Annotated in this window: 19 protein-coding genes and 1 tRNA gene; 12 read left to right on the top strand and 8 right to left on the bottom strand. The window is 39.0% G+C overall.

Annotated features, from left to right (window positions below; genetic code table 11):
- Positions 1-13: 13 nt before the first annotated feature.
- Genes recQ through AWW67_RS16935 form a run of 4 tightly spaced genes read left to right on the top strand, consistent with a single transcriptional unit; the run spans position 14 to position 5,217 of the window.
- Entirely contained in the window at positions 14-2,203 is a 2,190-nt protein-coding gene (recQ, locus tag AWW67_RS16950) for a DNA helicase RecQ (protein ID WP_062303221.1), read from the top strand.
- A gap of 32 nt (positions 2,204-2,235) precedes the next feature.
- Positions 2,236-3,525, top strand: a complete 1,290-nt coding sequence (purD, locus tag AWW67_RS16945; protein WP_062303219.1) for a phosphoribosylamine--glycine ligase — start codon at positions 2,236-2,238, stop codon at positions 3,523-3,525.
- 34 nt (positions 3,526-3,559) lie between these two features.
- Positions 3,560-4,750: a PSP1 domain-containing protein gene (locus AWW67_RS16940; RefSeq protein ID WP_082794084.1), complete on the top strand. Its 1,191-nt coding sequence runs from the start codon at positions 3,560-3,562 to the stop codon at positions 4,748-4,750.
- Positions 4,747-5,217 carry a gliding motility lipoprotein GldH gene (locus tag AWW67_RS16935; RefSeq protein ID WP_071387170.1) on the top strand — a complete coding sequence of 157 codons (471 nt, stop codon included), beginning with the start codon at positions 4,747-4,749 and terminating at the stop codon, positions 5,215-5,217. Before AWW67_RS16940 ends, AWW67_RS16935 begins: the two co-directional genes overlap by 4 nt.
- Here the strand turns inward: AWW67_RS16935 and AWW67_RS16930 are convergent.
- Positions 5,214-9,218, bottom strand: a complete 4,005-nt coding sequence (locus AWW67_RS16930; RefSeq protein WP_062303215.1) for an AAA domain-containing protein — start codon at positions 9,216-9,218, stop codon at positions 5,214-5,216. The genes AWW67_RS16935 and AWW67_RS16930 overlap by 4 nt on opposite strands.
- A 120-nt stretch (positions 9,219-9,338) precedes the next feature.
- Positions 9,339-10,034, bottom strand: a complete 696-nt coding sequence (locus AWW67_RS16925; RefSeq protein WP_062303667.1) for a class I SAM-dependent methyltransferase — start codon at positions 10,032-10,034, stop codon at positions 9,339-9,341.
- Positions 10,035-10,329: 295 nt separating this feature from the next.
- Between AWW67_RS16925 and AWW67_RS16920 the strand changes: the two genes are divergently transcribed.
- Genes AWW67_RS16920 through crcB form a run of 4 tightly spaced genes read left to right on the top strand, consistent with a single transcriptional unit; the run spans position 10,330 to position 14,269 of the window.
- A complete protein-coding gene (locus AWW67_RS16920) occupies positions 10,330-12,807 on the top strand; it encodes a DUF5916 domain-containing protein (protein ID WP_141655491.1) in 2,478 nt (825 codons plus the stop codon).
- Positions 12,807-13,451, top strand: coding sequence for an acyl carrier protein phosphodiesterase (locus AWW67_RS16915; protein ID WP_421979033.1), 645 nt, complete (start codon positions 12,807-12,809; stop codon positions 13,449-13,451). The genes AWW67_RS16920 and AWW67_RS16915 overlap by 1 nt, the downstream gene beginning before the upstream one ends.
- 3 nt (positions 13,452-13,454) lie before the next feature.
- Positions 13,455-13,898 (top strand): hypothetical protein, encoded by a 444-nt coding sequence (locus tag AWW67_RS16910; RefSeq protein ID WP_062303211.1) that lies wholly within the window; start codon positions 13,455-13,457, stop codon positions 13,896-13,898.
- Positions 13,895-14,269 carry a fluoride efflux transporter CrcB gene (crcB, locus tag AWW67_RS16905; RefSeq protein WP_062303210.1) on the top strand — a complete coding sequence of 125 codons (375 nt, stop codon included), beginning with the start codon at positions 13,895-13,897 and terminating at the stop codon, positions 14,267-14,269. The genes AWW67_RS16910 and crcB overlap by 4 nt, the downstream gene beginning before the upstream one ends.
- An 89-nt stretch (positions 14,270-14,358) precedes the next feature.
- Here the strand turns inward: crcB and AWW67_RS16900 are convergent, their stop codons facing one another.
- The 6 genes from AWW67_RS16900 to AWW67_RS16875 all read right to left on the bottom strand — a co-directional run bounded on the left by AWW67_RS16900 (position 14,359) and on the right by AWW67_RS16875 (position 21,116).
- Positions 14,359-15,411 carry a M42 family metallopeptidase gene (locus AWW67_RS16900; protein ID WP_062303208.1) on the bottom strand — a complete coding sequence of 351 codons (1,053 nt, stop codon included), beginning with the start codon at positions 15,409-15,411 and terminating at the stop codon, positions 14,359-14,361.
- A gap of 56 nt (positions 15,412-15,467) precedes the next feature.
- Positions 15,468-16,022 (bottom strand): hypothetical protein, encoded by a 555-nt coding sequence (locus AWW67_RS16895; RefSeq protein ID WP_053225119.1) that lies wholly within the window; start codon positions 16,020-16,022, stop codon positions 15,468-15,470.
- Between the two features lie 109 nt (positions 16,023-16,131).
- Positions 16,132-16,725, bottom strand: a complete 594-nt coding sequence (locus AWW67_RS16890) for a hypothetical protein (RefSeq protein WP_053225118.1) — start codon at positions 16,723-16,725, stop codon at positions 16,132-16,134.
- Between the two features lie 162 nt (positions 16,726-16,887).
- Positions 16,888-17,724 carry a fimbrial biogenesis chaperone gene (locus AWW67_RS16885; RefSeq protein WP_062303206.1) on the bottom strand — a complete coding sequence of 279 codons (837 nt, stop codon included), beginning with the start codon at positions 17,722-17,724 and terminating at the stop codon, positions 16,888-16,890.
- Between the two features lie 12 nt (positions 17,725-17,736).
- A complete protein-coding gene (locus AWW67_RS16880; protein WP_141655490.1) occupies positions 17,737-20,610 on the bottom strand; it encodes a COG1470 family protein in 2,874 nt (957 codons plus the stop codon).
- Between the two features lie 422 nt (positions 20,611-21,032).
- A tRNA-Leu gene (locus AWW67_RS16875) sits at positions 21,033-21,116 on the bottom strand.
- 135 nt (positions 21,117-21,251) lie between these two features.
- Between AWW67_RS16875 and AWW67_RS16870 the strand changes: the two genes are divergently transcribed.
- From AWW67_RS16870 to mltB, 4 genes are all read left to right on the top strand, one after another.
- A complete protein-coding gene (locus AWW67_RS16870) occupies positions 21,252-21,944 on the top strand; it encodes a LiaF transmembrane domain-containing protein (RefSeq protein WP_062303202.1) in 693 nt (230 codons plus the stop codon).
- A 105-nt stretch (positions 21,945-22,049) separates the two neighbouring features.
- Entirely contained in the window at positions 22,050-22,349 is a 300-nt protein-coding gene (locus AWW67_RS16865; RefSeq protein ID WP_062303200.1) for a hypothetical protein, read from the top strand.
- A 2-nt stretch (positions 22,350-22,351) separates the two neighbouring features.
- Positions 22,352-23,578, top strand: coding sequence for a hypothetical protein (locus AWW67_RS16860; protein ID WP_062303198.1), 1,227 nt, complete (start codon positions 22,352-22,354; stop codon positions 23,576-23,578).
- A 68-nt stretch (positions 23,579-23,646) separates the two neighbouring features.
- Positions 23,647-24,621 carry a lytic murein transglycosylase B gene (gene mltB / locus AWW67_RS16855; protein ID WP_053225112.1) on the top strand — a complete coding sequence of 325 codons (975 nt, stop codon included), beginning with the start codon at positions 23,647-23,649 and terminating at the stop codon, positions 24,619-24,621.
- Positions 24,622-24,904: the final 283 nt, after the last annotated feature.

Raw genomic sequence — 24,904 nt, 5'->3', positions numbered from 1 at the left:
ATTTATAGGAAGTGTGGAGGAATTAAGAAAAAAATTAAAAGAAGTATTCGGTTACGATACCTTTAGAGGCAACCAAGAACCAGTGATAAGAAATATTCTCGCAGGTAAAAATACCTTCGTGATTATGCCCACTGGAGCGGGTAAATCAATGTGTTATCAGTTACCAGCGATTGTTAGGCCAGGAACGGCCATAGTAATATCGCCTTTGATTGCCCTGATGAAAAATCAGGTAGATCAAATGAATGCTGTGGGAATCAATGCCCGTTTCTTGAATTCGACTTTAACAAAAAGTCAGATCAACAAACTGAAAAAAGCAGTTCTCGCTGGAGAAGTAAAATTGCTTTATGTAGCGCCCGAGTCGCTTACAAAAGAAGAAAATGTAGAGTTTCTTAAGCAAGCCGACATTTCTTTTGCGGCCATTGATGAAGCCCACTGTATTTCTGAATGGGGGCATGACTTTAGGCCAGAATACCGCAGAATTAAAAGTATAATCGATCAGCTGGGAGATTTACCCATTATTGCGCTTACCGCTACAGCTACCCCAAAAGTACAGTTAGACATTCAGCGTAACCTGCAAATGGAACAAGCCGACCTTTTCAAGTCGTCATTCAACCGCGAAAATCTTTATTACGAAGTTAGACCCAAGAAATCGATCAAAAAACAATTGATCAAGTTCATGAGGGAAAACAAAGGCAAATCGGGAATTATCTATTGCCTTAGTCGTAAAAAAGTAGAAGAAATTGCAAACTTTCTTCAAGTAAATGGCTTTAACGCCAGGCCTTATCATGCAGGCTTCGATCCTGAGGTTCGAATCAAAAACCAAGATGATTTTCTGAATGAAGAAGTAGACGTAATTGTAGCTACCATTGCTTTTGGAATGGGAATTGACAAACCCGATGTAAGGTTTGTTATTCACTACGATGTGCCAAAATCGCTTGAAGGATATTATCAAGAAACTGGCCGTGCGGGCAGAGATGGTCTAGAAGGTCAGTGCATAATGTTCTACAGCTATTCAGACATTATGAAGCTGGAGAAATTCAACAAAGACAAACCAGTTACTGAGAAAGAAAACTCCAAAATTCTGCTCGATGAAATGAGTTATTACTCAGAGTCAACAGTGTGTAGGAGAAAACAATTGCTCCACTATTTTGGCGAAGAATACGATGACACCCAATGTCGTGAAAGCGGCATGTGTGACAACTGCAAGTATGAGCGTGAAGAATACGAGGGCCAAGATTATATCAAAATAGCCATTCAGGCCGTAACCGAAACAGATGAAAGGTTTGGCTTAGGACACATTGTAAATGTAATTCGAGGCTCTCAGAATCAGTATATTAAAAGCTACAAGCACAACAAGCTTCCGGTTTTTGGTACTGGAAAAGAACAAGAAGAAAGTTTCTGGAAATCTGTAGTTCGCCAAACCTTACTCTATGAGTTTTTGGCCAAAGACATTGAAAATGTCGGGGTCTTAAAGCTTACTCAAAAAGGAAAAGACTTCTTAAAAAATCCATATTCGTTTAAGCTCACTAAAGATCACGATTTTAGTGATGTAGACTTGGGCGAAGATGATGGCAATGAAGTGACCCACCAAACCACTACTGGTCAGTCGTACGATAAAGTACTCTTTGATTTGCTAAAAGCAGAACAAAGAAAAGTAGCCAAAGAGCATGATTTACCGCCATACGCCATTGTTCAAGAGCCATCTTTACAAGAAATGGCCACTACTTACCCCACTACCGAAGAAGCACTGAGCAATGTAAATGGTATTGGAATGGGTAAAGTGAAAAAATTTGGCGCGCCATTCCTTAAAATCATCAATAAGTATGTTGAAGACAACGACATTGATACAGAAGATGTGGTTGTAATCAAATCGTCTGGTTCTAAATCCAAAAACAAAATCTATATCATTCAGCAGATCGATAGAAAGATAGATTTGGAGGAAGTAGCCGAAATGAAAGGTTGGAGCATGGAAACCTTACTAGACGAAATGGAAATTATTTGTTTCTCTGGTACCAAACTTAATCTTGATTACTATTTGGAAGAAATCATGGATGAAGATCGTGAAGAAGACATTCTCGATTATTTCTTAAATGCTGAAAGTGATGATATTCAGTTGGCACTTGAGGAATTCGCAGATGAAGACGTTTCTGAAGAAGACCTTCGTTTGGTGAGAATAAAATTCCATTCAGAATACGCAAATTAATTACCTTTACCGCTTCAAAAATTTCAAATTTCATGAACATTCTTGTGTTGGGCAGTGGCGGACGCGAACATGCTTTTGCTTGGAAAATCTCGCAAAGCCCACGTTGTAATAAACTGTTTGTTGCCCCTGGAAATGCAGGTACAGCAAGCATTGCCGAAAACGTAAATATTAAAGTAACCGATTTTAAAACCATCGGTGAATTTGTAATAGAAAACCAGATTGACTTAGTAGTTGTTGGGCCAGAAGACCCTTTGGTAAATGGCATTCGCGATTATTTTGAAAAAGACAGTCAGCTTAAGAATGTGCTTTTGGTTGGGCCAGGAGCCGCTGGTGCTCAATTAGAAGGCAGTAAAGATTTCTCGAAAGACTTCATGAATCGCCATGGGGTTCCAACCGCAAAATCTAAAACCTTTACTATTGACACCCTGGAAGAAGGACTCAATTACGTTTCGAGCCACCCAACACCTATCGTGTTAAAAGCCGATGGTTTAGCTGCAGGTAAGGGCGTAATTATCTCCGAAACCGCAGAACACGCTCGTGAAACGCTAAAAGAAATGCTGGTAGATGCCAAGTTTGGTGAAGCGTCAAGCCGCGTAGTAGTTGAGCAGTTTTTACACGGAATCGAGCTTTCAGTTTTTGTATTGAGCGATGGTTCTAACTATAAAATTCTTCCCGAAGCCAAAGATTATAAACGCATTGGAGAGAAAGACACAGGTTTAAATACTGGAGGAATGGGCGCCATTTCACCAGTTCCTTTCGCTACCAAAGAGTTTTTAGCTAAGGTAGAAGAGAGAGTGATTAAGCCAACCATCAATGGTTTGAAACAAGAAGGCATCGACTACAAAGGCTTCCTTTTCATCGGTTTAATGAATATGGAAGGTGAGCCCTATGTAATTGAATATAACGTTCGAATGGGAGACCCCGAAACGCAATCCGTATTGTCTAGAATCGACTCTGATCTATTAGAGATTTTAGAAGGTTCAGCCAATGGAACGCTCCATGAAAAGAGCTTCAGTGTTAGCCCTCAAACGGCTACTACTGTGGTAATGGTGGCGGGCGGTTATCCTGAAGCTTATGAAAAAGGCAAAGAAATTTCAGGAATTGAAAAGGTAAACGAGGCCACTGTTTTTCATGCAGGAACTCAACTGAACGCTTCTAACCAAGTATTGACCAATGGCGGTAGAGTATTGGCGGTTACAGGCATGGGCGCATCGGTAGAAAAAGCCCTTGAAAATGCGTATACTGGGGTGAACAAAATTTCTTGGCAAGATGAATATCACAGAACCGATATTGGCCAAGACATTTTGAAATTATTAAAATAACGATTTAACGGCCGAAAGGTCTTAAATATAATATATGAGCTGTAGTTGTGGAGTAAGTACCGAAGGGGAAGTCTCTGGCTGCAACAATAACGGAGGCTGTTCAACCGGGGGTTGTAACAAAATGAATGTCTTCGACTGGCTGTCTAATATGGACATGCCCGCTGTAGACACTTTCGATATTGTAGAAGTTAGATTCAAAAACGGCAGAAAAGAATTCTTCCGTAATACAGATAACATAGATTTTGTTACTGGCGATGCCGTTATTGTAGATGTACCAAGTGGCCACCACTTAGGCTATGTTTCAATGCAAGGCGAACTGGTAAGGCTCCAAATGCAAAAGAAAAAAGTAGCCAACAACGATGAAATCAAAAAGATTTATCGAAAAGCTACGCTCAAAGATCTTGAAAAATATGACAGCGTAAGAAAGCGCGACATGCCTACCATGTTCCGTACACGCCAGATCATTCAAGACCAAAAACTGAATATGAAACTCACCGATGTTGAGTTTCAGGCAGACAATACCAAAGCTACTTTTTACTATTCAGCAGAAGATCGCGTTGACTTTAGAGAACTGATCAAAGTTTTGGCCAGTGAGTTCAAAATCCGTGTCGAAATGAAACAAATCAGCCTCAGACAAGAAGCTGGTCGTTTGGGCGGAATAGGCTCTTGTGGAAGAGAATTGTGCTGCTCTACTTGGTTGAACGAGTTTAAAAGTGTGAGCACCAGTGCTGCTCGCTACCAAAACCTAAGCTTAAACCCAGGTAAACTTTCTGGGCAGTGTGGCCGACTTAAGTGTTGCCTAAATTACGAGCTTGAAACTTATATGGAGGCTTTGGAAGATATTCCAGAAGTGACCAAGCTAAAAACCAAGGTAGGAGATGCCAAGCTTCAAAAAACCGATATTTTCAGAAAAATCATGTGGTTTGGCTACGATGGCGAAAACACTTGGCACCCTATTGATGCCCATAGAGTGGCTGAGATAAAAGAAATGAATGAAAAAGGGGTGATTCCTGAAACCTTGACCTTAGACGAACTTGAGATTAAAGATTTGAGCGATGTGGGCATTAACCGCGACCTTGAAAAAATGGACAAAAAGTTCAAACAAAAAGACAAGGGAGCAAATAATCAAGGAGGTAAAAAGAGAAACCTTAACTCCAAAAACAGAAATAGGAGTAACAAGAACAGAAACCGAAATAAGAACAAAAATAACAGGCCAGAAAAATGAGACGAGTACAATGGCTTTGCCTGTTAGTTTTGGTAGTTACACTAAGCGCCTGCGATCGGCACAAAATCTATGAAGAGGTGTATGATTTTGAGGCTGCCGTCTGGAATATGGATATCATACCTGAATTCGAGTTTAAAATTGACGACAGCCAACCCAAAAGAATACTGTTGAACGTTCGTAATTCAATTGATTTTAAATCTCAAAATCTCTATCTCACTTATTACTTGCTGAACGAACAAGGCACAGAAATCAAATCAGAATTGATCAATATTCAATTGTTTGACCCCATTACAGGAAAGCCATCCGGCAAAGGCAACAGCATTTTTCAACATGAAGTAGAAATTCTTCCTGCCTACACCTTTCCCAAAACAGGAACCTATAAAATCAGAGTAGCCCAATATATGCGCGAAGCTGATTTGCAGGAAATTCCATCTGTCGGGGTTCGGGTGGAGGAAGCTGCGAATTAGTTTGATTCTTGAACCGCCTCCACCAAACGACCGATATTCTCTTTTACGACTTGGGGGTTCTGCCAAAAATTTCGGCTATGCACAAACCTGTATTTCCATTCTTTCGACTCTAATAGAAATGGCTTATAAACAAAACTGTCCTTAACCGTAGCGCTTTCATAAAACACATTGTCATCCGTCATTAACACTCCTTTGTATTTTCCCCTCCACTTTAAAGAAAGGTCGGCAAAAGGAAGTTCTTCAGTGAATTTTATGGAGAAGTCTTTCTCCCAATCCTTCAGTTTGTTTTTCAAATACCAATCTTGGCCAAAGGCTTTTGAAACATTGACAGTGGGTTCATATTCGCCTTCGGATACCTTTTTGGCGTATTCCAAATAAGCCTTGAGTAGCTTTGGCCCTTCATTCTTTAACTGACTTACCTTCATTTCTTCTGGCTGCAGCGAGGTCACAATCATTACCTTTTCCTTCGCTCTTGTAATGGCCACATTCAACCGATTCTCTCCGCCAGCCATATTAAGGCTGCCAAATTGCAGATTGATTTTGCCTTTCACGTCACGCCCGTAAGCCGTGGAGAAAATGATAATGTCACGTTCATCCCCTTGAACGTTCTCGATGTTCTTTACGAAAATCCCTTCCCAATCATTGAGTCCGTGCTCTTCAATTTTATCTTGAATTAAATGCTGCTGGCTCACATTGAAAGTAACCACCCCTACCGATTTAGATGTGTCACTCTTCTTGAGTTGAAGGAGCAATTCAATTACTTTTTCAGCTTCGAGTTCATTGGCCTGTTTTTCCCAAAGCCCATCTACTTTAATAAAGTCTATGGTGGGTTTTGAATCATTGATTTGATTAAAATGAGGAAGCACCTGAAGCTTGCCTTTATAGAAATGTTGGTTCGAAAAATCAATCAAAGCCAATGACTGACTTCTATAATGGCCTTGAAGCTGCACTTGCATTAAGAACTTACTCGCCAATTCTAAAAGCGATTCCACTTCCAGCGCCATCTCTTCCGATTCTTCTTCCCACTTTACCCGATACAGGTCATTCGGCCTCAGTTGTTGATTATCGCCAGCGATGACCAATTGTTTCCCTCTATAAATGGCGGGTAAGCCCTTTTCTGAAAAGCACTGACTGGCTTCGTCAAAAATGACCAAATCGAAGAAGCTTTCCATAGGAAAAATGGCCGAAACGGATTCTGGTGAGGCCATCCAACAAGGCATCAAAGAAAAAATATCCTCAGAAAAATGATTGATCAATTTTCTCAAAGGCCAAATCTGTCGCTTTTTATTTACCTGATGCTCAAGATCCCGATAGGTGATCATATTGTTCAGGCGATTGTACTCCGCAGGCTCGTAGGTTTTTTCCCTGGCTTTTTGAAGCAAAATTTGAGTGCTCGTTTCCAGTTTCTGCGCCTCGGCATCCTGAAGATCGCTAATCATCTGCTCAAATTTTAAAGTAGATACCGACCTCAAAATCGGATGTTTACTTTCAATATGATCGATCCAAGCCAAGCGCAAGCTATTATCGAAAATGGCTATATATTCTGCAGTGGTTCTTGCGCCCAATTCTTCCAACCTTTTAAGCCCAGAAAGCCGAGCCTCTGTTAATGAGCTTTTGATTTGATCCATCTCGCAGATAGAATCGAAATCGCGCTTGAGTGTTCGTTTTAGTTGAGAAAGAAAATCTGAAGAAAGGAGTAACTGGTCTACCTGTACCGGAAGTATATATTTATTCCAAGCTTCCCTCTTTTTGGGTAAATCCTTTAGGGTGGTGCGAATGGCCTTTATTCTTGACTTTAATTCTTTAGCAGAGAGCTTTTTGACTGGAAAGTACTCTTTGAAATTAGTAAAGGAAGCAAAAATCAACTTGGCCCTTAGTGCCATTTCTAGCTGATCAATCCATGTATTTAAATCTTCCTGTTGAAAAGAATTGGGTACTGCTTCGATCCAAACAACCGATTTAATCTTTGTGATCTGATGCTGCAAATTCAAACGGTTATCAATTCTCTGATCTAGAATTTTGAAATCTTCCTTGGTGTTGGAAAGCCCATTGGCCACAAGAATTCTCGCCAATCGGATTTTCTCTTTAGAAAAACTCCATTTGATAAACCTAATAATCGATTTTCGAGCATTTGCTCTTTTCTTCAATAAAGTCTGAACTTCTCCAAGTGCTTTAGTTTCTAAACTCTTCTCTACCCCTTCGCCTTCAAAACATTTATTGATCAAAACCCTATTGTTGGCCAACCAAAGCAAGTCGCTCTCCTTATTCGGAACACCAATCATGGGTTTTAGCAGGGCATAAATCTTTTCGTTTTTCAGGTACTCATTAAAGTCTTTGAGCTTGCCTAAATTTTCAGCCATTCTTCGGCAGGTATCATAATCTACCTTTTCCTCCACTATGGCCGACACTTCAGCTGCCAAACGACTGGTTTCTACAGGAATCTCATCTAGGTATTCCAGTATTTTCTTTAGGTCTTGAACCTTAAAAGAAGAGAAGTCAACCCTTTCAGACCAAGGATGCCCCTCCACATTTAATTTCTGTGCATACTCAAAATAGCGAGTCATTTCCTTTTCAAATTGATTGCCACGGAAGTCAATTTGATGGTACTCTTGCACCAAAGGAATTGACTCCATTTCAGGGTCGGAGGTGAGGTACAATTCCTTTACAGAAAGGCCACTTTCAGAATCATCAAACAGTGCCTTCTTATAATCTTCGAGCGTATCGGTTACATCATCTATGGTTCGGCTGGCTTGTTTGAAAGCACGATCGAGTTGAATGGCGTCTAAGTTGGTATTGTTCCTTTTATATTCATTCAGTCGAGAAATCTGGTTCGAAATTTTCGAATAAATCTCTTTCCGATCATTCTTGAAATCATGCACCAAGCCAACAAAGTCAGTGATGTCTTTCGTTTTAAGGCGTTCATATACCACATCTAAAGCCGCTCGTTTTTGGCTTACCAAAAGCACTTTCTTTCCCCTGGCCATGTAGTCGGCCATCAGGTTACAGATCAATTGTGATTTTCCGGTACCAGGAGGCCCTTGCACTACAATAGAATTTCCTTTTTTAACCGCCTTAATGGCATTTTCCTGAAAAACATCTTTTCTGAAAGGAGTGAAAGTTTCCTCTTCTTTTACCTTATCCAGAAAGTACCGGTATGGATCAAAGTCGGCTCCAAAGTCATTTTGTTCTGAATAGTTTTTCTGGGCGAAGAACTCTTCCAGCGAATCCACTTTTAAATTGGCCAGCATATGTTCGTAATCTGGCATAAGGTAAGAATCGGCTTGAGGAAAAATGCCTAATACCGCTTCTGAAACCAAGTTGAGCTTACCAAGATCGTTTTCCTTTTCAAATCCAGCTTTTGAGAATTCAGCAAAAGGGTTCAGTTTATCGGCATAAATTTCGCTTCCGAATCGAATACTGATTTTGCTTTCTTCCAGCAAATCATACAGGCTCGTTCTGAACACGGTACTTCCCTTTTCGAAATCATCAAAAGACCTTTCGAGCAAATCTTCATCAAGGCTTACATTATTAAAATGGGCATAAGCCATCAAAAAGCTTTTGTTCAGGGTTATGTTCACATCTGTTCTTGGCTTTAAGCTCCACTCATTATCTTTCATTTCCAGATTCACTGGAAAGAAAATAAGTGGGGCTCGAACGATGGAGCCATCGTTAAATTTGCCCTGCACAAACGGCCAACCAACATAAAGGTCTTTACCCCCAGTTTCATCAAAGAGGAACCGCTCCCTCCTTTTCACTTTTCTCAACCTAGTAGCCAATTGATTGGAACGCGCATCTCTAGCGTCTGAATTTGGAATAAGCGGAATGGTGGCTTTCTGGGCAATAATATCTTCTATAATTCGAAAAGAAGGCTTTAGGTCCATATGATCGAAATCGTGGAGATCGATAAACTGATCGGACAAAAGCTTGAGCAACACCAGCGAGCGGTTGTTCGCTGAAAGGTTTGTCAATCGCCTGAGGTAGGATTGCAAAATGTGTTGCATAAACGAATTTAAGAATTAGTCTTTGGTTCGGGCAAAATCGGTGGTTCTTTATTCAAAAAAAGAATGCTGGAAAAAGCGTTTTATTCTTTCCTGCATCTATAAAAAAAGACTAGAAAAGAATTATTTATACTCTTTAGGAATCATTCTGACCAAATACTGATCGTTTTCGTCTTTATGGAGGTAGTATAAAAACCAACCGCACTCTTCGGCAATGTCGGCAAGGGTATCTTCATCAATATATACCCAATCAAACCACTCCCCTTTTTCGCCTTGGTATTCGTATTGAAAGCTTACTTCGCCATAATATTTGTCTGTTGGTAAATCTTGTCCCTCATACAAATACTTAATGTCTGAAGTGTCAAAAATCAACTGTCCTTCAGGTTTTAATAAGGTTTTGGCATGATCTAAAAACGTTTTCAATTGGTTGAGTTTACCCACCATACCAATTCCATTCATCAGTAGAATTATGGTATCGTATTTCTTCTGGTTGAATTTGAAGTAATCCGCTTGAATGGCATTTTTTAAGCCATCCTTTTTCATTAAATCAACGGCATGGCTTGAAGTATCGATAGCGGTAACATTCTTACCCATTTGTTGCAATACTAAGGCGTGGCATCCTGTTCCTGCACCTACATCTAGGATGTCGCCATCGGCAATGGAAAGTGCCATTTGCTCCATTTCAGGCATCTCTTCATAGCTTCTAAAAAAATACCATACAGGCATTTCTTCGGCCTCACCATAAGAAGTATTAAGTATAAGTGATTGATCCTCTTTTCCAGCATGAAAATCGTTGAGTGCCTTTCCGTAAACATCCATGGCATAAAAGTACATTAAGAAAATGAAAGGACTGAATATTCAGAATTTCATTGCAATAAAAATTGGCCTCTTCTATTCTTCTTTGTCCGCACATACAGGCTCTTATAGTTTCAGTTTTGAAAACTATCCTTTCTGATATTCACATTTTTGAATACAATAATCATATATAATTAAACTCAGGAATTAGTGTACCAAAACCATTCACACCAAAAAATGAGGTGCGTAAATAATTTGAATTTATAAGTCTGCCAACTATACCCACCTTTGTGTGTTATTACATACAAACAAAAAAGCATTGAATTTCAATAAGTTAACAACCTTACTTCTAGCATTAGTTTGGTCCATTAGTGTAAATGCTCAACAAGAGCGCAAATCGTTTGAAGCGGTAAGGACCAATGAAAAAATCACTATTGATGGTGTAATGGATGAAGATGTGTGGTGTCAGGCTCCGTTAGTTACAGACTTTATTCAAAACAGCCCGAATCCGGGAATGCCATCCAGCAAAAAGACGGAAGTAAGAATGCTTTATGATGATGAAGCGATCTATATCGTTGCACAGCTTTATGATAAAAAAGAAGATGTTTTTAACCTGCTTACCAACCGTGACAACATTGGTAATTCAGATTATTTTGGGGTGAGCTTTGACCCTTATAATGCTGGACTTAACGGTGTAGGGATTTTCGTAACTGTTGCTGGTGTTCAGTATGACACCCGATATTCAAACGGTGGTAATGAAAGTATTTGGAGAAACGACTCAGGATGGAATGCTGTTTGGCTCTCGTCTGTAAAAATCAGCGATGAGTACTGGACTGTTGAAATGAAAATACCTTATGCGGTATTGAGATTCAGTTCTCAAGATGTGCAGAACTGGGGTATCAACTTTATGCGCCAAAACACTTCTTTAAATGAAAGCTCCTATTGGAGCCCGATAGACCCTGAGATTTCAGGTTATTTAAACCAAGCTGGTGTGGTCAAAAACATTAAAAACATAAAGCCCCCAACCCGATTGTTTTTATATCCATATGTATCAACCGTTGTTAACAGGGCTACTGGAGTTGGTGCAAGCAACCCAAGGCTAAACGGAGGTATGGACATAAAGTACGGAATTAATGATGCCTTTACTTTGGACATGACCCTTATTCCTGATTTTAGCGGAGTAAGATCTGACAGACAAGTACTTAACCTCAGCCCGTTTGAAGTTAAGTTTGACGAAAACAGAGCATTTTTTACCGAAGGAGTTGAGCTTTTTAATAAAGCGGGCCTATTTTATTCCAGAAGAATTGGAGGCACCTTTGGCCACAGAAGTAGAGCACTTAACAACAACGAATCGGTTATTTATTCACCCGATGCCGCGCAGCTTATTAATGCGAGTAAAATTACAGGCCGAACTAATAAAGGCTTGGGGATTGGGTTCTTTAATGCCATTACAAAACCCACCTATCTAGAAGTAGAGAATATTGATACTGGTGAAAAAACCCAAGTAGAAGCAGACCCACTCACCAATTTCAACGTAATTGTTCTAGATCAAAATCTAAAGAATAACTCTAGTGTAACACTTACGAATACGAATGTTACAAGAGCAAAGAAGGGAGATGATGCCAACGTAACGGCTTTCAACTTTAGACTCAATGATGCCAATAGAAATTGGCGTGCTTCTGGTTTTTTTGGCTACAGTAACATAGCTTCTTACGCAGATGACATCAAAGACACCAAAAGTGGAATAAAATACAATATTGGAATTAGTAAGAATAGAGGGCAATTTCAATACGGTATAAACAGAAATGTAGAATCAGACACTTACGATATCAACGATTTAGGCTTTTTGCGCCAATCGAACCAAATAGAGCATGGAGCAAACTTCTCATTTAACCAGTTTAGCCCAGTAGGAGCATTTAACAACTACAGAATCAGACTCAATGCAAACCACGAACAACTGTATGAACCACAAGAATTCTCGTCTTGGAGATACAGTATAAACGCTAGTGGGCAGCTTAAAAACTTTTGGAGCTTAAGTGCTGAATTCAACCAAAGCCCTGGAACTAGCAATGACTTTTTTGAATCCAGAGTTGCAGGCTATGTGTTTAAAAAGCCAAGTTACCATAGCGGAAGAATAAACATAAACACTGATAGTCGTAAGCAGGTAAGGGTATCTGGTAATTTAAGGTACGGAAGACGTCCTGATTGGGACCAGACGGACATTTCCTCAAATCTTTCTGCTAGAATTAGGATTGGAGAGCGATCGGAAATCAGTCATAATCTGGAAATCAGTAGACAAAATAATGAAAGAGGCTATGCACGAAGATTATACGACAGCGGAACGGGTGATTTAGAGTCAGTGATTTTTGGTAGAAGAGAAGTAAGAAATTTCACCAATACATTAAACGGAAGTTACATTTTCACCAACAGAATGGGGCTTACGCTTAGAGTGAGGCACTACTGGAGCCGTGTAGACTATAAAGAGTTTTATGAACTTACTGAAAATGACGAACTCATAGCCACAAACTACACTGGTGTCGATTCAGGAGAAAGGGTTGATAACAGAAACTACAATGCCTTTAATATAGACATGGAATACAATTGGCAATTTGCCCCTGGTTCTGAAATTAAAGCCATTTGGAAAAGAAGCATAGGTACAAACGACTATGACACTCAACTGCGTTTCTTCGATAACTTCAACAACACTTTTGGGGCGCCAAATGTGGATTCAATTACCATTAGAATGGTTTATTTTATCGATTATCTGAACATTAAAAACATCTTCACCAAAGGCTAATTGTAATTCAAGTATTCAGTGGTTACCTTACTGGCCTAATAAAAAAGGTCATCAATTATTTAGCACATTTATATCTCTCAGGGTCACACTCAAAAATTGCCATTGGTAATTTCTTGGGCGATTTTGTGAAGGGAAATCAATATCAAGACTATGAGCCTGATATTGCCAAAGGTGTGCTGCTGCATCGCGAAATTGACCGTTTTACCGATTCACACGAAGTGGTAAGTGAGAGTAAAAAAAGACTTTCAGAAAAATACAGACATTATTCGGGAGTAATCGTTGATATGTTCTACGACCATTTTTTGGCCAAAAACTTTAATGAGTTTCATTCCGATGATTTGAAAACTTTTTCTGAAAATCACTTTAAGCAACTATTGGCCTTTCAAAACCAAATGCCTTCTCGTGCTCAACACATGTTACCTTATATGGTTTCAAACAATTGGCTCTTGGCATATGCCGAAATAAAAGGAATTCACCGTGCGCTTTTAGGTTTGTCTAGAAGAACCAAATTCGATTCGAAAATGGATGAATCAATTCAGGATTTAACACGAAATTATTCGATGTTCGAAGAAGAATTCAGGCTATTTTTCCCCGACATTCAATTACACATTAGCGAATTCAGAGAAGATTTGATTAATTCGTAACACATGATTATTTCTAAGCCCAAACGTAAGACTATCTTTTCCCTAACGGTTTTCACTCTAATTTCCGTTATAGGTGCACTCTACTTTATGCGTCAAGTTTTGGCAGAGCCATCGGGTACATGGAGGTATATTTTACTAGGCTTTTTATTGGTGGTTTGTTCCATTATGCTGTATAAGCTTATTTTCAATTATAAAGTATTGAAAATTGGCTATGACCAAATTCATGTTTACTACCCTTTCAGGTTCTTTAAATCAGTACAAGAAATATCTGAATTAGGGGCGTGGCAAGAAACTATTATTCACACCAATAAAACCGAATACAAGCAGCTTAAGTTGGTTTTTATAAACAAAGGCTACGTAAAAATATCGAATCAAGAAAACAGCGATTACGATAAAGTATACAAATACATTAAAAAGAAGGCGCCCAAAAAAGAGGTAAAAGAATGATTAAAAACGCACTCATTGTAGCTCTAGGTGGCGCAGTAGGGAGTGCCTTACGGTATGTAATTCAGAATACCATTCATTCAAAATACCCTAACCTATTCCCCTATGGTACTTTTGTAGTAAATATTGCAGGCTGCCTCCTTATCGGTCTATTGATGGGCTGGGCTACGCAAGAAAAGCTCCTTTCTCCTCAAATCAACCTTTTGCTTATTGCTGGCTTTTGTGGTGGATTTACCACCTTTTCTACTTTTGCCTATGAAGGCAATACGCTCCTACTTGAAAACAAACCACTACAAGCTCTATTGTATATAGCCGCCAGTGTTGTGGTTGGAATGGTTTGCGCTTATGTGGGCTATAAACTTACAAGGGGCTAATCAGTTCTAAACAGATTCTGAAAGGGTCAAATATTAAGCCTTTCGACCAACCGAAAGGCTTATAAAATAAAGTCTCGAAAAGAGTTTAATTAATGACTCCAATCATAAGTATCCAACTTCATTAGGCAAGCGATCAAAAGATCAATTGATCCCTGAATATCATCTTTATGCGCCATTTCAATTACCTGATGTAAATGGCGAGTAGGGATAGAAACTGCTCCAGAAATTGCCCCATTCTTGCCCATACGCTGAACTCCGGCCGTGTCCGTTCCGCCAGCTGTAAGTATTTCTGGCTGCCATTTAATTTTCTCAGAATTGGCAGTTTGCTTCATAAATTCCACCATACGGTAATCGCAAATGGTTGAAGCATCCATAATTTTAATGGCTGTACCCTTTCCTAATTCAGTCACTTTTTCGTGTGGTTGCGCTCCCGGTAAATCGAAAGCAATTGTGGTATCTAAACCAAAACCAAAATCGGGGTTAATAGTATGAGCAGAAACGTTTGCCCCTCTTAAGCCCACCTCTTCCTGTACAGTAAATACTCCATAAACATCATAAGGCTGGTTTTTCAGGTTTCTCAAAGCCTCTATTAAAATGAAAACAGAAACACGATTATCTATAGATTTACAGTTAACGCAATCGCCCATTTCAATCAATTCCCTTTCTCTAGTAATCGGGTCGCCAATTGATATAAGCTTCTCTACTTCCTCTTTAGGCCTGCCTAAATCGATAAAATAGTCTGAAAGTTTGGCCAACTTAGTACGCTCTTCAGCCGACATTACGTGAATAGGCTTACTGCCCATTACGCCAATTACATCTTCCTTACCATGAATAATTACTCTCTGAGCGGTCAGAGTTTTAGGATCGAAACCACCTAAAGTATGAAAACGCACAAAGCCATTATCATCAATATGGGTTACTATAAAACCAATTTCGTCCATATGAGCCGCTACCATGGCCTTTTTCCCTTCAGGATTGTTCACTCCTCTTTTAATGGCTATTACATTGCCCATATTATCTACCGACAACTCATCTACCAAAGGGGAAACTTCTTTAATTACCAAATCGCGAATTCTCTTTTCAAAACCAGGCGCTCCAGCCTCTTCGCAAACTTTCTTCAGAAGGGATACATTAATACTCATATGACGTACAATTTTACGCACGAATATAGAGCTAAATTAAAAGCAGAAAAAGAGAATTAAAGGTCTTCGGCAAGCGTAAACACTACTGTCATAGAATAAACACCAGCACTATACCCCATAGTAGGTGTTAGTTTATAATCAATTCTAAACCTGTGTGTAAAAGCATTGCTGCTTGGGTCGCCCGGAGCATTTGCACCTATGCCGCTAGCTGTCAACGGGTCATCGGCTGCCGAACCAATTAGAAAAATAGGTGATGAGTTGTCTTGTAACTGAAAGAAAGCACTCTGTTGAGAGGTTCCTCCTGGGCTAGAAGCCCTTAACTCAAGTATTGAAACAGGAACATTTGAAGTACCTGCGCTAGAATAAGAGTCGAGTAAATCCCATCTGCCTGGAACATTGGTTTGTGCACCAACATATAAATCCCACTGAGCGCTAGATTCTACTGTGATTTCGGTTGCTCCGGCTAGAATAATTCCATTGTTGTATTGCCGAATGGTGTTAAAAGTAAAATTGAGGTCTGTTCCTCTTGTAATGTTGATATCAAGGCTTTGAGATCGAGCAAAAGAGGAGATAAGTGAAAGTAAAAATATGAAGCACCAGCCTCTAACCATGTATAAAAGTATATAAAATTAAAAGAGGTAGCAATATGCTACCTCTTTTTACCAATCAACATAAATCGAACTAACTTTTACTACGTCTTAGTAAAAAGTAATTTCTTTCTTATAAATCTTCTGCAAGTGTGTAAATCACGTTCAAGCCATAAAAACCAGCTTGATACTGAGCAGTCAAAGTAGGTACAATTCTGTAGTCTACTCTGAAAAAGTGTGAATCTGGGGTTGTTAAGTAAGTACCCGCAGCAATACCGTCACCAGCACCTACAGTTCCTACAATATCTAACCTAGTATCGGTAAGAGAAGTAAAGTTTGTAAGGGCAGAAGTACCAGCACCATCAATTACTCTTACTTCTAACAAAGTAGAAGGAACAGTAGAAGTACCCGCACTAGAGAAAGCTTGTAACTGAGCCCAGTTAGTAGTTTCTGCTTGTACATACAAATCCCAAGGAACAGTAGATTCTACTCTAAGTTCAGTAACGTTTGGCTTAATAATACCATTAACATAACTAGGAATTGTGTTGAAAGTGAATTCTACGTTAGGGTCTGTAGCCAATGTTAAATCAAGAACACCTTGAAGATCCATAGCTACATAAACGAATTCATTATCGTCTGGTAGAACTTGAGCATTCGCTTGAAAAGCGGATGTAACAGCGAGTAATGCGGCAATAGCCAGCACTCTCAGTTGAGCAACTTTTTTCATGAGTATTTAATGTTTAGGTTAAAAGTTTTGACAGGTGAATATATGGACTTATTTTCATATCTAAAACTATTCACAAGAAATTTTTCTTCTTTTTTAAAAGAAATACCCCTCTGAAAGGTTGAAAGGCAGATTTTATCTGTGAATATTTTTTCCATGAAAGAATTAATTACCCTTTTCGGGTATGGTAATTTCAATTTCGGCAGCAGCCACTTCGTCTCGGTTACCATAATCTAGTACCCCAAGTACCGAATATCGGCCTGGCGGAAAATCTTTTGGTATTTGAAAGTGTACATCTCGATTGCTCGCTGGCAAAACGGTAAAGTTTTTAGATTCCAAACGTCTTGTTTCACCATTTCCAAGATTGGTCACTTCAGCATAGGAATTACATTTTAGAAAAGTTTCTCCGGTATTTTTAAGTCGCAATACCAGCTCTTCTCCTTTATGGGTAAAATCGATGACTTCGCCTTTTGAAAAAGTTACACTTGGTGGAGTTTGAAATACGTACACTCCAAACCTATACGACTGATTTAAATTAACAATCAAGCCATCACTATCCTTTTGTTGCGCTTGACGCTCATTGGCTATACGAATGTAGGCAACGGCCCAGCGCGCCATTAATGCGGTTGAATCTTGAGGTACATCCAAAGCCAGCATTACTTCTTGCTGTTCGCCTGGTGCCAATTCGAAAAAAGCAGGGTCAGCGCTTAGCCATTCTGCACATGAACGAGGCAGTTCTCCTTTCTGCAAAAACTGACTTTTACCCGCTCTTGTAGCATCAAAGTCACCAAAATCCACTTGGAAGGTTTGTGTTTCTTCTGAATTATTGGATACCGTAATTCTTCCTCGGCCACTTCCGCCTGGTGAAACTTTAAAATTAAGTCTTGTAGGTGAAGTAGATATTTTTTGACCATAGCCTTCAAAAACCACAAACATAAGCAAGCAGGCCATTGCCAACTTAATAATCAGTTTGCTGTTTTTTGATTTACGTTCAATTTTCATGAGCTCTTCAATTTATTTATTGTCTTCTTTATTGTCGAATTTCTTAATATTTATCCTTCTAGATTTTTCTATCAAGTAAAAAGTCACCTGATAATTTACATTCACGTTGTTCACGTTTAGGGTATAGCTACTTTGAGCAAACTGAAACTGTTCATCAACGGCTTGTTCATTCACCTTAATGGTATACAAGCCAAAAGGAACGTACAAATTAAACTCTCCTCCTTGCCCGCTTAAAGCAGAATAACTGTTTCCTAGATTATCTGTCATATTTACTCGAATGCCTGAAAGGTTCATTCCATCAGTTCCAAGGGCCGAATACTGAGCTTGTTGAAGAATGATATTTCCCTTTACTTGTACCCCACGTTTTAAAGGAATAAAAATAGTACGGTCGTTGTCTAATAATACGGTTTGGCCATCTCCTTTAAACCAACCTTCCACATTTGATAAGACATCCGATTTTATTTTGTACTCCCCTTGGGTTAGGTTTTTAAAAATCACCACCCCTTGGTCATTTGTCATTAATGCCATATCGTTGACAGTGATTAAGGCATCATTAACAAAATCTTCCCCTACATCTCTTCTGTTGTTTCCGTTCAAATCTTTGAACACTACAACCTCCAAGTCATGGCTCTTGCTACCTGGCCTCTTAACATTGAATGTTTTTTTGATTCCAAAACGTAATAAAAAATTGCTTTGGGTGTAAGTATTGAAAACGCCATCGCCTAAAGCATTTACACTTGGTAGCGGGCTTTCTCCTTGATTAATTCTGAAAAGTTCGCCTGTTAAGGTAAACTGAAAATCGTTTTTAGAGTAGTAGGTCAGCATAGGGCTGAAATTGCTGCGAACGCGTGCTAGAACTGATTCGTAGCCAACATTGAAAGTAGGCCGAACTGAAAGGCGTGCCTTTCGGAAATTGAGATTGGCAAAAGCCGAAATATAGGCAGACTGAGGGTTGATACCATCTTCTACCACCCTAAGGTTATCTAAAACATTATATGGCCCATAATAATATCTGGCGGTTACATTAAGGTTTTTATACCTAAGTGTATTTTCCCAACGGGCAACTAAATAAGGGTCTACATCATAATCCTTTGCTTTGGTAAAACCAGTATAGAACCGAGAGTAGATTCTAAATTTTGATTGCATGTTACTTGAGAAAAGAACACCCCCGCCTGTAGTAAAGGTTTTAATGCCTAAAACTTCATCGTCATGAATTCGCGGGAACAGTACGAAATTACCGCTTTCGGTACTCCAACCATATTGAAATTCGTATACGTTTCTTTTAAATTCATTTTTAGGGAAAAGAAAGCCTTTGCTATATATTTCGGCATTTCTGGAGTTCAAATCTGTTTTTAAACTGAAAAACTGACCGTCTTTAAATGGGTATCTTAAATTTACATTAAGTGAGGTGGTTCCTCTGTATTGTGATAAAAAGTTAGGGCTATTCAATCTGGCCTGAGATGCCAAACTAATACCCTTATAGGTTACCGTATATCTAGCCCCAAAACCATAGCCTGTGGTTACAAAAGGATTGGTGCTTTGGGTATGCTTTTCTTGGCTAAAACCAGCATTTACACTTAATCTCTGGCTTTGGCTTATTCTGTAACTTCCTTCCACGGTTGCCAAACTTCCATCAATATCATTAAACTCATCTTTTCGACTGACCGCCTGCGCTTCTAGCTGAATTCCCTTTCCTCCATTATACCCTACTCTAGCGCCAATATTTGTGAGGTAATTTTCAAGGTTTCCGTTTTGCTGACGTCTAACATAAATTCCACCAACTTTAAATTTATCATACCTATAATTGCCTTTAATCCCTGTTCCATTCAGTAGAATCTCCATGTTATCTCCAATATCACCTGCCGCCACCTGATATTTGGGAGTAGTGTATTGAACAAAGCGATATGAACCTAAAAACTGAGTGCCAGTGTAAGCACTGTTCGAAATGATTGTTTGGTAGTAGTATCTGAGGTTTTTGTTTAAAGCTAAATCAGTATCACCATAAAGATCGAGACTGAAGTTTGTGAATTGTGAAAGAATATTATATGAATTAAACTCCATGGTAATCGGGATACTTGAATTACCCTCTTCGCTTTCAGCTTTTATTTCATTGCCCAATCTTAATAACTCTACTCTACCACCAGAACTGGCACTTCCGCCAGAGTTATCTTTCACTTGAATTTGTACTCGGTAAGTTCCTTCGTCAGTTTCTTGCTCCATCATTGGCTTTGCCGAAAAAAAATCTTCCTTTTCTTTTCCACTAGTAAGTTTTGCAATAAACCTCAAAGTAGTATCTACCCCAACTGGTAGATTCATCGAAAAAGCATTCTCTGCTATTGGATTACCTTGGCTGTCGGTAATATTCACTTTTACTGGAGGCGAAAAAAACACATACACATCCTCATTGGAGTTACCCGTGTTTGTAAAATTAATCCTGAAACTTGTGCTGTCGGCTGTTGAAGGAAAATATGCCACTTTATCTACTACATTGGCCCTCCATTGCGAGAATTTCTTGATTTCTAAATTCCAAGGCGTGCTTGCCAGCAATATATTTTGATTTGAAACAGCCGAGGCATTTACAAAGTAATTTACGTTTCCTTCAGCGTTTTTTTGTGGAATAATTCGGACTGGAATAAAAATAGAATCGTTGGCGGCAACGGTGTAGTTCTTATCGCGGCTAGAAAGGGTAGACCAACCTGCGGGCGATGAAATATCTAAGCTAAATGTTACTCTTCGGGAAGTGCCATTTTTTACGCGAAGAACGTTAGTGGCAACTTCATCAACCGACCCAATGGTAGTACCATTGACAAAGGTCAGCGTGAATCCATTGGCGACTACGCTGTTATTTTGAGCTTTTGCATGAGTGCAAATTATCAGAAACAGCACGCCAATCACAGTAACGGAGAAAAATCTCCACAGCCTGAGAGAGCAGTTGATCACAATTGAGTTAGCACGTTTGGTGTTAGGTAATGGTCAAAGATAGAAAACTCTATTTAATTTCCTACAATAAAAGCACTTACGTTTTCGTTGAAAAAGGCCTTTAGAATGTGTAATGGGTATTTTTAACTACCAATTGCATTTTTTGAACTGTGAAATCAAATTATTTTTTTCACTACTAAAATTTATATTCAACGCTCTCTCTAGTAAATAGTAACTATTCACACCTAAATCCATAGAAATTCCTCTTGGATTTAATAATGTAATGCTATGATAATACAATACATTCAGGAAGTACTTATCTAATTAAAAAAGACAAAAAGACTTGACGATTTAAAAGCAAAAAGCCCCGATAAAATCAGGGCTTTGAGTGCGCACGAGAAGATTCGAACTTCCACACAACTTAATGCACCACCCCCTCAAGGTGGCGTGTCTACCAATTTCACCACGTGCGCATGGTTTTTAAATTAGGGATGGCAAAAGTAGATAAGTTTTGATTCAATTCAAACAGAGGCCTAAACCATTTACATTTAATCGAATTGTAAATAGGTAGGAACCTTTCTACATTTAAACTCTGAAAAATCGCTTTTATGAACAACCTGAACAGAAATGCCATTGTAGGACTGATCTTTATACTGATCGGTACAGTATTTCTATTAGATAACCTCGACATTATTTCGTGGCACTATAGGCGATATATTTTTCAATGGGAAAACATCTTGATAATTGTTGGCGCTATTCTAATCCTTAACAAAGAGAATGCAAAAACAGGCGGAATACTTATGGGGATTGGTGTTTTGTTAAACCTTGATGAGTGGTTTAATCTTGATATCAGCATATTTGATTTATGGCCTTTGGTATTTGTAGTTGCTGGCATCGCCATTGTAAACCGAAATAAGGAAACGAAAGACGATAGGTACGACCCAAATACTGGAAACTTAGACGCCAATAAAATAAACGACACAGCAATTTTTGGTGGTGGAGATAAGGTAATTAATAGCTCTAGTTTTAAAGGAGGTTCTCTAACCGCAATTTTTGGAGGGTCGACAATAGACCTAACCCAAGCCAAACTGGCCGATGGCCGTAATGAAATAGATGTATTCTATATGTTTGGTGGTTCGAAAATCCGTGTACCTCAAGATTGGAATGTACAGGTAAGTGTTACTGGTATTTTTGGCGGAATGTCGGATAAAAGAAAACTGATAGATCCGCAAGCCGATGGGAATAAAGAACTTTTAATTCGAGGCACAGCAATTTTTGGAGGAGCTGAAGTTACCAACTAAAAAAACTGGCGGCCCATTCAGTAGCATTTAAGTTTAAATTATTCCCCGAACGAATAAAACTTAAAGTTTTATTTATAAATTAGTGACACACAAACTCAACCAAGCATGTCATTAACAAGGGATATTATTAAAAGCCAGGTGGTGCAGCCTGCGTTATTATCAGTTGCCGATTTCACTGGAGATATTGAGGATTTTAGCTTCGCCAACTTCCAGCCTACACACCAATCCGTATTTCTTAACAAAATAAAATCTACCTTAAATGGGATACCTGTAACCGATGGAGGCACTCCTTACCCTCAATACATGTATGACATTATCTTGAACCCTTCTATTTTTTCGGGTTGGGCAACCATAAAAGATTGTATTGACTACACCACAAACAACTATAGCACAGGTCCCCGTTAATCATGAAAAAGCTCTTTATTATTCTCCTGCTAAGTTTTGGGTTTAGTCTACAAGCCCAATATTCGTTTACTACGGTAGTTAATACTCCTTTAACTCCTTCTGTAAATATTGTGATTTCGAACTTAGGAAACGGTTCGCCTATTAATCAAATCCGTTCATTGGTTGTTTATGATTCAATCAAAAACTCCATCAACTTTTACTCCAATGGCAAGCCAGTTTTATTGAACAGCCCCGATGCCCAAGTAAAAACTCGCTTTCAAAATAATGCCATACAGGTAGAATTAACCAAGGTGAGCAAATCTGACTTAGTGCTGCTCCAAAATTTAGGCAGCAATGTTTATTTAAGCTCTAATTCTGACATTTCTCTAACCCTTAATTCGGGCTCTCTAGTCATTCCTAAAACCAGTTTGGAGTCCCAATCATTAGGAAAAATTTTGATTACCGATGACCTAATGGAAACCTATTTTGGTGCTTTTGGTGGTGAATATGCTTATGCAAATAATTCATTCAATTGGAGTTTCACCCCTAAAAGCGAAAGTGATATCAATAAAATGGAGCTTAATGCAGACTTCAGTTTTCATCAGTCTTATCACCTCTCAAAAGGTAAGGCTGGTAATGAAAAACCGTTAGTCTTTTATGCTAAAGGAAGGGTAAGCACCAATGCCAAAGACTCATTAAATTATTTATACATCTACCCTTTAAACTTTGATATTTCGGGAGCCAGTGAGGCTCAAATGATGGCTAGGTTTGGGGTAGAGGGCAATCAAACATTCACTAGCGGGAGAATGGCGTTCAACTTCTCTTATGAAAAACTTATCAGCAATTTGGTCGATTTTACCTATGGTAGTAATAGGCTTAGGTTAAAACCTGTCCTGAATATAGGAGGAAAAGTTTACAAGGAGTTTGACAATATGAGGATTGGAGCAGAATCTAGCAATGAACTATCGGGTCAAGTATTTGCCAATCTCTACTATAACATTCCCGTGTTCGATAACTATTCTATCATTATAGAATCAAACACGTATTATGACTTCAGCGAAGCCATTAATCCCAACCAAAAGCTAAAGATAAATTACAGTATTGCACTTGGTGTAGACATTCCAAAGTCACCATTCAAAACGCTATTTAAATATAAAGACGGACAAGTGGATGTTAACAATTTTTCTGATAGCAATTTGACCATCGGTTTATTGGCAGACCTTGAGTCAGTATTAGGATCAGGTAAGTAAAGCCTTGCTTCAAATCTTTCTCTGGCTCTAAATTTGTAAATGAAGTTCGAAAAAGCCTAAATTCGAACATGATCAAATCATTTGCTTTCACTGCTCTTTTATTCATCTCGTTTGGCGCTTTCGCACAAATAGATGATTCTGCTGTTGCGAACTTTGCTAAGTCGTTTTCTGAAAAGAATAATGTACCGATTGAAGAAGTTAACGCCATTCTAAATAAAGCCACTTATCAAGCCGATATTATTGAGAAAATATCGAAGCCTGCCGAAGGTACAATGACTTGGGGGCGCTATCGCAAAATATTCATTACTGACGAACGCATTAATGCGGGAGTTGAGTTTTGGAAAGAAAACAGTGAAACTTTGGCAAAAGTGAGTGCCGACACTGGTGTTCCAGAACATATCATCCTAGGAATTATAGGAGTAGAAACTTACTTCGGAAGAATTAAAGGAAGCTACAAAGTGCTTGATGCGCTTTATACTCTCTCTTTCGGTTACCCTAAACGCTCCAAATTTTTCACTTCGGAACTCGAAGCTTACTTAATATTGGCTAAGGAAGAGAAACTCGACATTGAAACCACAAAAGGCTCTTATGCGGGGGCGATGGGATACAGCCAATTTATGCCTACTAGTTACCGTGCTTATGCCAAAAGTTTTGAAGATAACGGCACTAGAGATTTAATCAATTCGCCAGAAGACGCCATTACTTCGGTAGCCAATTACTTGAAAGTCCATCGTTGGGAGAAAGGTGAACCTATAACTTCAAAGGCCACTATGACTCGCAAAATCACTAACTTAAATAAACAGGTACTTAAGCCTAAAAACAAAGTAAGCGACTATACCGCTATTGGTTTTCAGCCAGCCGAAAAGTTAAATGCCAACAGCCCTGCCACCATGATTATTCTTGAAAACGAACAAGGAGAAGAGCACTGGTTTGGCATGAATAACTTTTATGTAATTACGCGCTACAATCATAGCCCACTTTACGCTATGGCAGTTTATCAATTGGCTGAAGCTGTAAAAGCTAAAAAAGGTAAGGCTGAATAAGAACACCGAGAAAGTACTATTGAGAAAATGACTCACAGCAATATTAATCTGCCATTACGATTTTCTAGAGAAACCCTGATCTAAACTGATCAGGGTTTTTTATACCCTTTAGTGCTCATTGTGAATGATCAAATAAAAAGGGACTACGGCAAAAATGCTGTAGTCCCTTTTCTGTGTTGTTAGGCTCCCTTCTTACCTACTCAACCTCACAATATGCACCCAGCTGTTTTTGAATCGGGTGTTGTTTCTGATTTCTTTCATTCGGGCGATGGCCTTGTCGAAG

The organism is Roseivirga seohaensis, assembly GCF_001592945.1.
GTDB lineage: Bacteria > Bacteroidota > Bacteroidia > Cytophagales > Cyclobacteriaceae > Roseivirga > Roseivirga seohaensis.
The sequence above is the reverse complement of the archived record's forward strand: the minus strand, read 5'-3'. Positions and strand labels throughout refer to the sequence as shown.

Excerpts from the sequence above, each read along its gene's own strand:
- AWW67_RS16885 (WP_062303206.1), bottom strand. The coding sequence starts at position 17,724 with ATGAAAATTGAACGTAAATCAAAAAACAGCAAACTGATTATTAAGTTG.
- AWW67_RS16940 (WP_082794084.1), top strand. The coding sequence starts at position 3,560 with ATGAGCTGTAGTTGTGGAGTAAGTACCGAAGGGGAAGTCTCTGGCTGC.
- AWW67_RS16860 (WP_062303198.1), top strand. The coding sequence starts at position 22,352 with ATGAAAAAGCTCTTTATTATTCTCCTGCTAAGTTTTGGGTTTAGTCTA.
- AWW67_RS16930 (WP_062303215.1), bottom strand. The coding sequence starts at position 9,218 with ATGCAACACATTTTGCAATCCTACCTCAGGCGATTGACAAACCTTTCA.
- AWW67_RS16895 (WP_053225119.1), bottom strand. The coding sequence starts at position 16,022 with ATGGTTAGAGGCTGGTGCTTCATATTTTTACTTTCACTTATCTCCTCT.
- AWW67_RS16910 (WP_062303211.1), top strand. The coding sequence starts at position 13,455 with ATGATTATTTCTAAGCCCAAACGTAAGACTATCTTTTCCCTAACGGTT.
- AWW67_RS16865 (WP_062303200.1), top strand. The coding sequence starts at position 22,050 with ATGTCATTAACAAGGGATATTATTAAAAGCCAGGTGGTGCAGCCTGCG.
- crcB (WP_062303210.1), top strand. The coding sequence starts at position 13,895 with ATGATTAAAAACGCACTCATTGTAGCTCTAGGTGGCGCAGTAGGGAGT.
- AWW67_RS16870 (WP_062303202.1), top strand. The coding sequence starts at position 21,252 with ATGAACAACCTGAACAGAAATGCCATTGTAGGACTGATCTTTATACTG.
- purD (WP_062303219.1), top strand. The coding sequence starts at position 2,236 with ATGAACATTCTTGTGTTGGGCAGTGGCGGACGCGAACATGCTTTTGCT.
- AWW67_RS16935 (WP_071387170.1), top strand. The coding sequence starts at position 4,747 with ATGAGACGAGTACAATGGCTTTGCCTGTTAGTTTTGGTAGTTACACTA.
- mltB (WP_053225112.1), top strand. The coding sequence starts at position 23,647 with ATGATCAAATCATTTGCTTTCACTGCTCTTTTATTCATCTCGTTTGGC.
- AWW67_RS16925 (WP_062303667.1), bottom strand. The coding sequence starts at position 10,034 with ATGGATGTTTACGGAAAGGCACTCAACGATTTTCATGCTGGAAAAGAG.
- AWW67_RS16900 (WP_062303208.1), bottom strand. The coding sequence starts at position 15,411 with ATGAGTATTAATGTATCCCTTCTGAAGAAAGTTTGCGAAGAGGCTGGA.
- AWW67_RS16890 (WP_053225118.1), bottom strand. The coding sequence starts at position 16,725 with ATGAAAAAAGTTGCTCAACTGAGAGTGCTGGCTATTGCCGCATTACTC.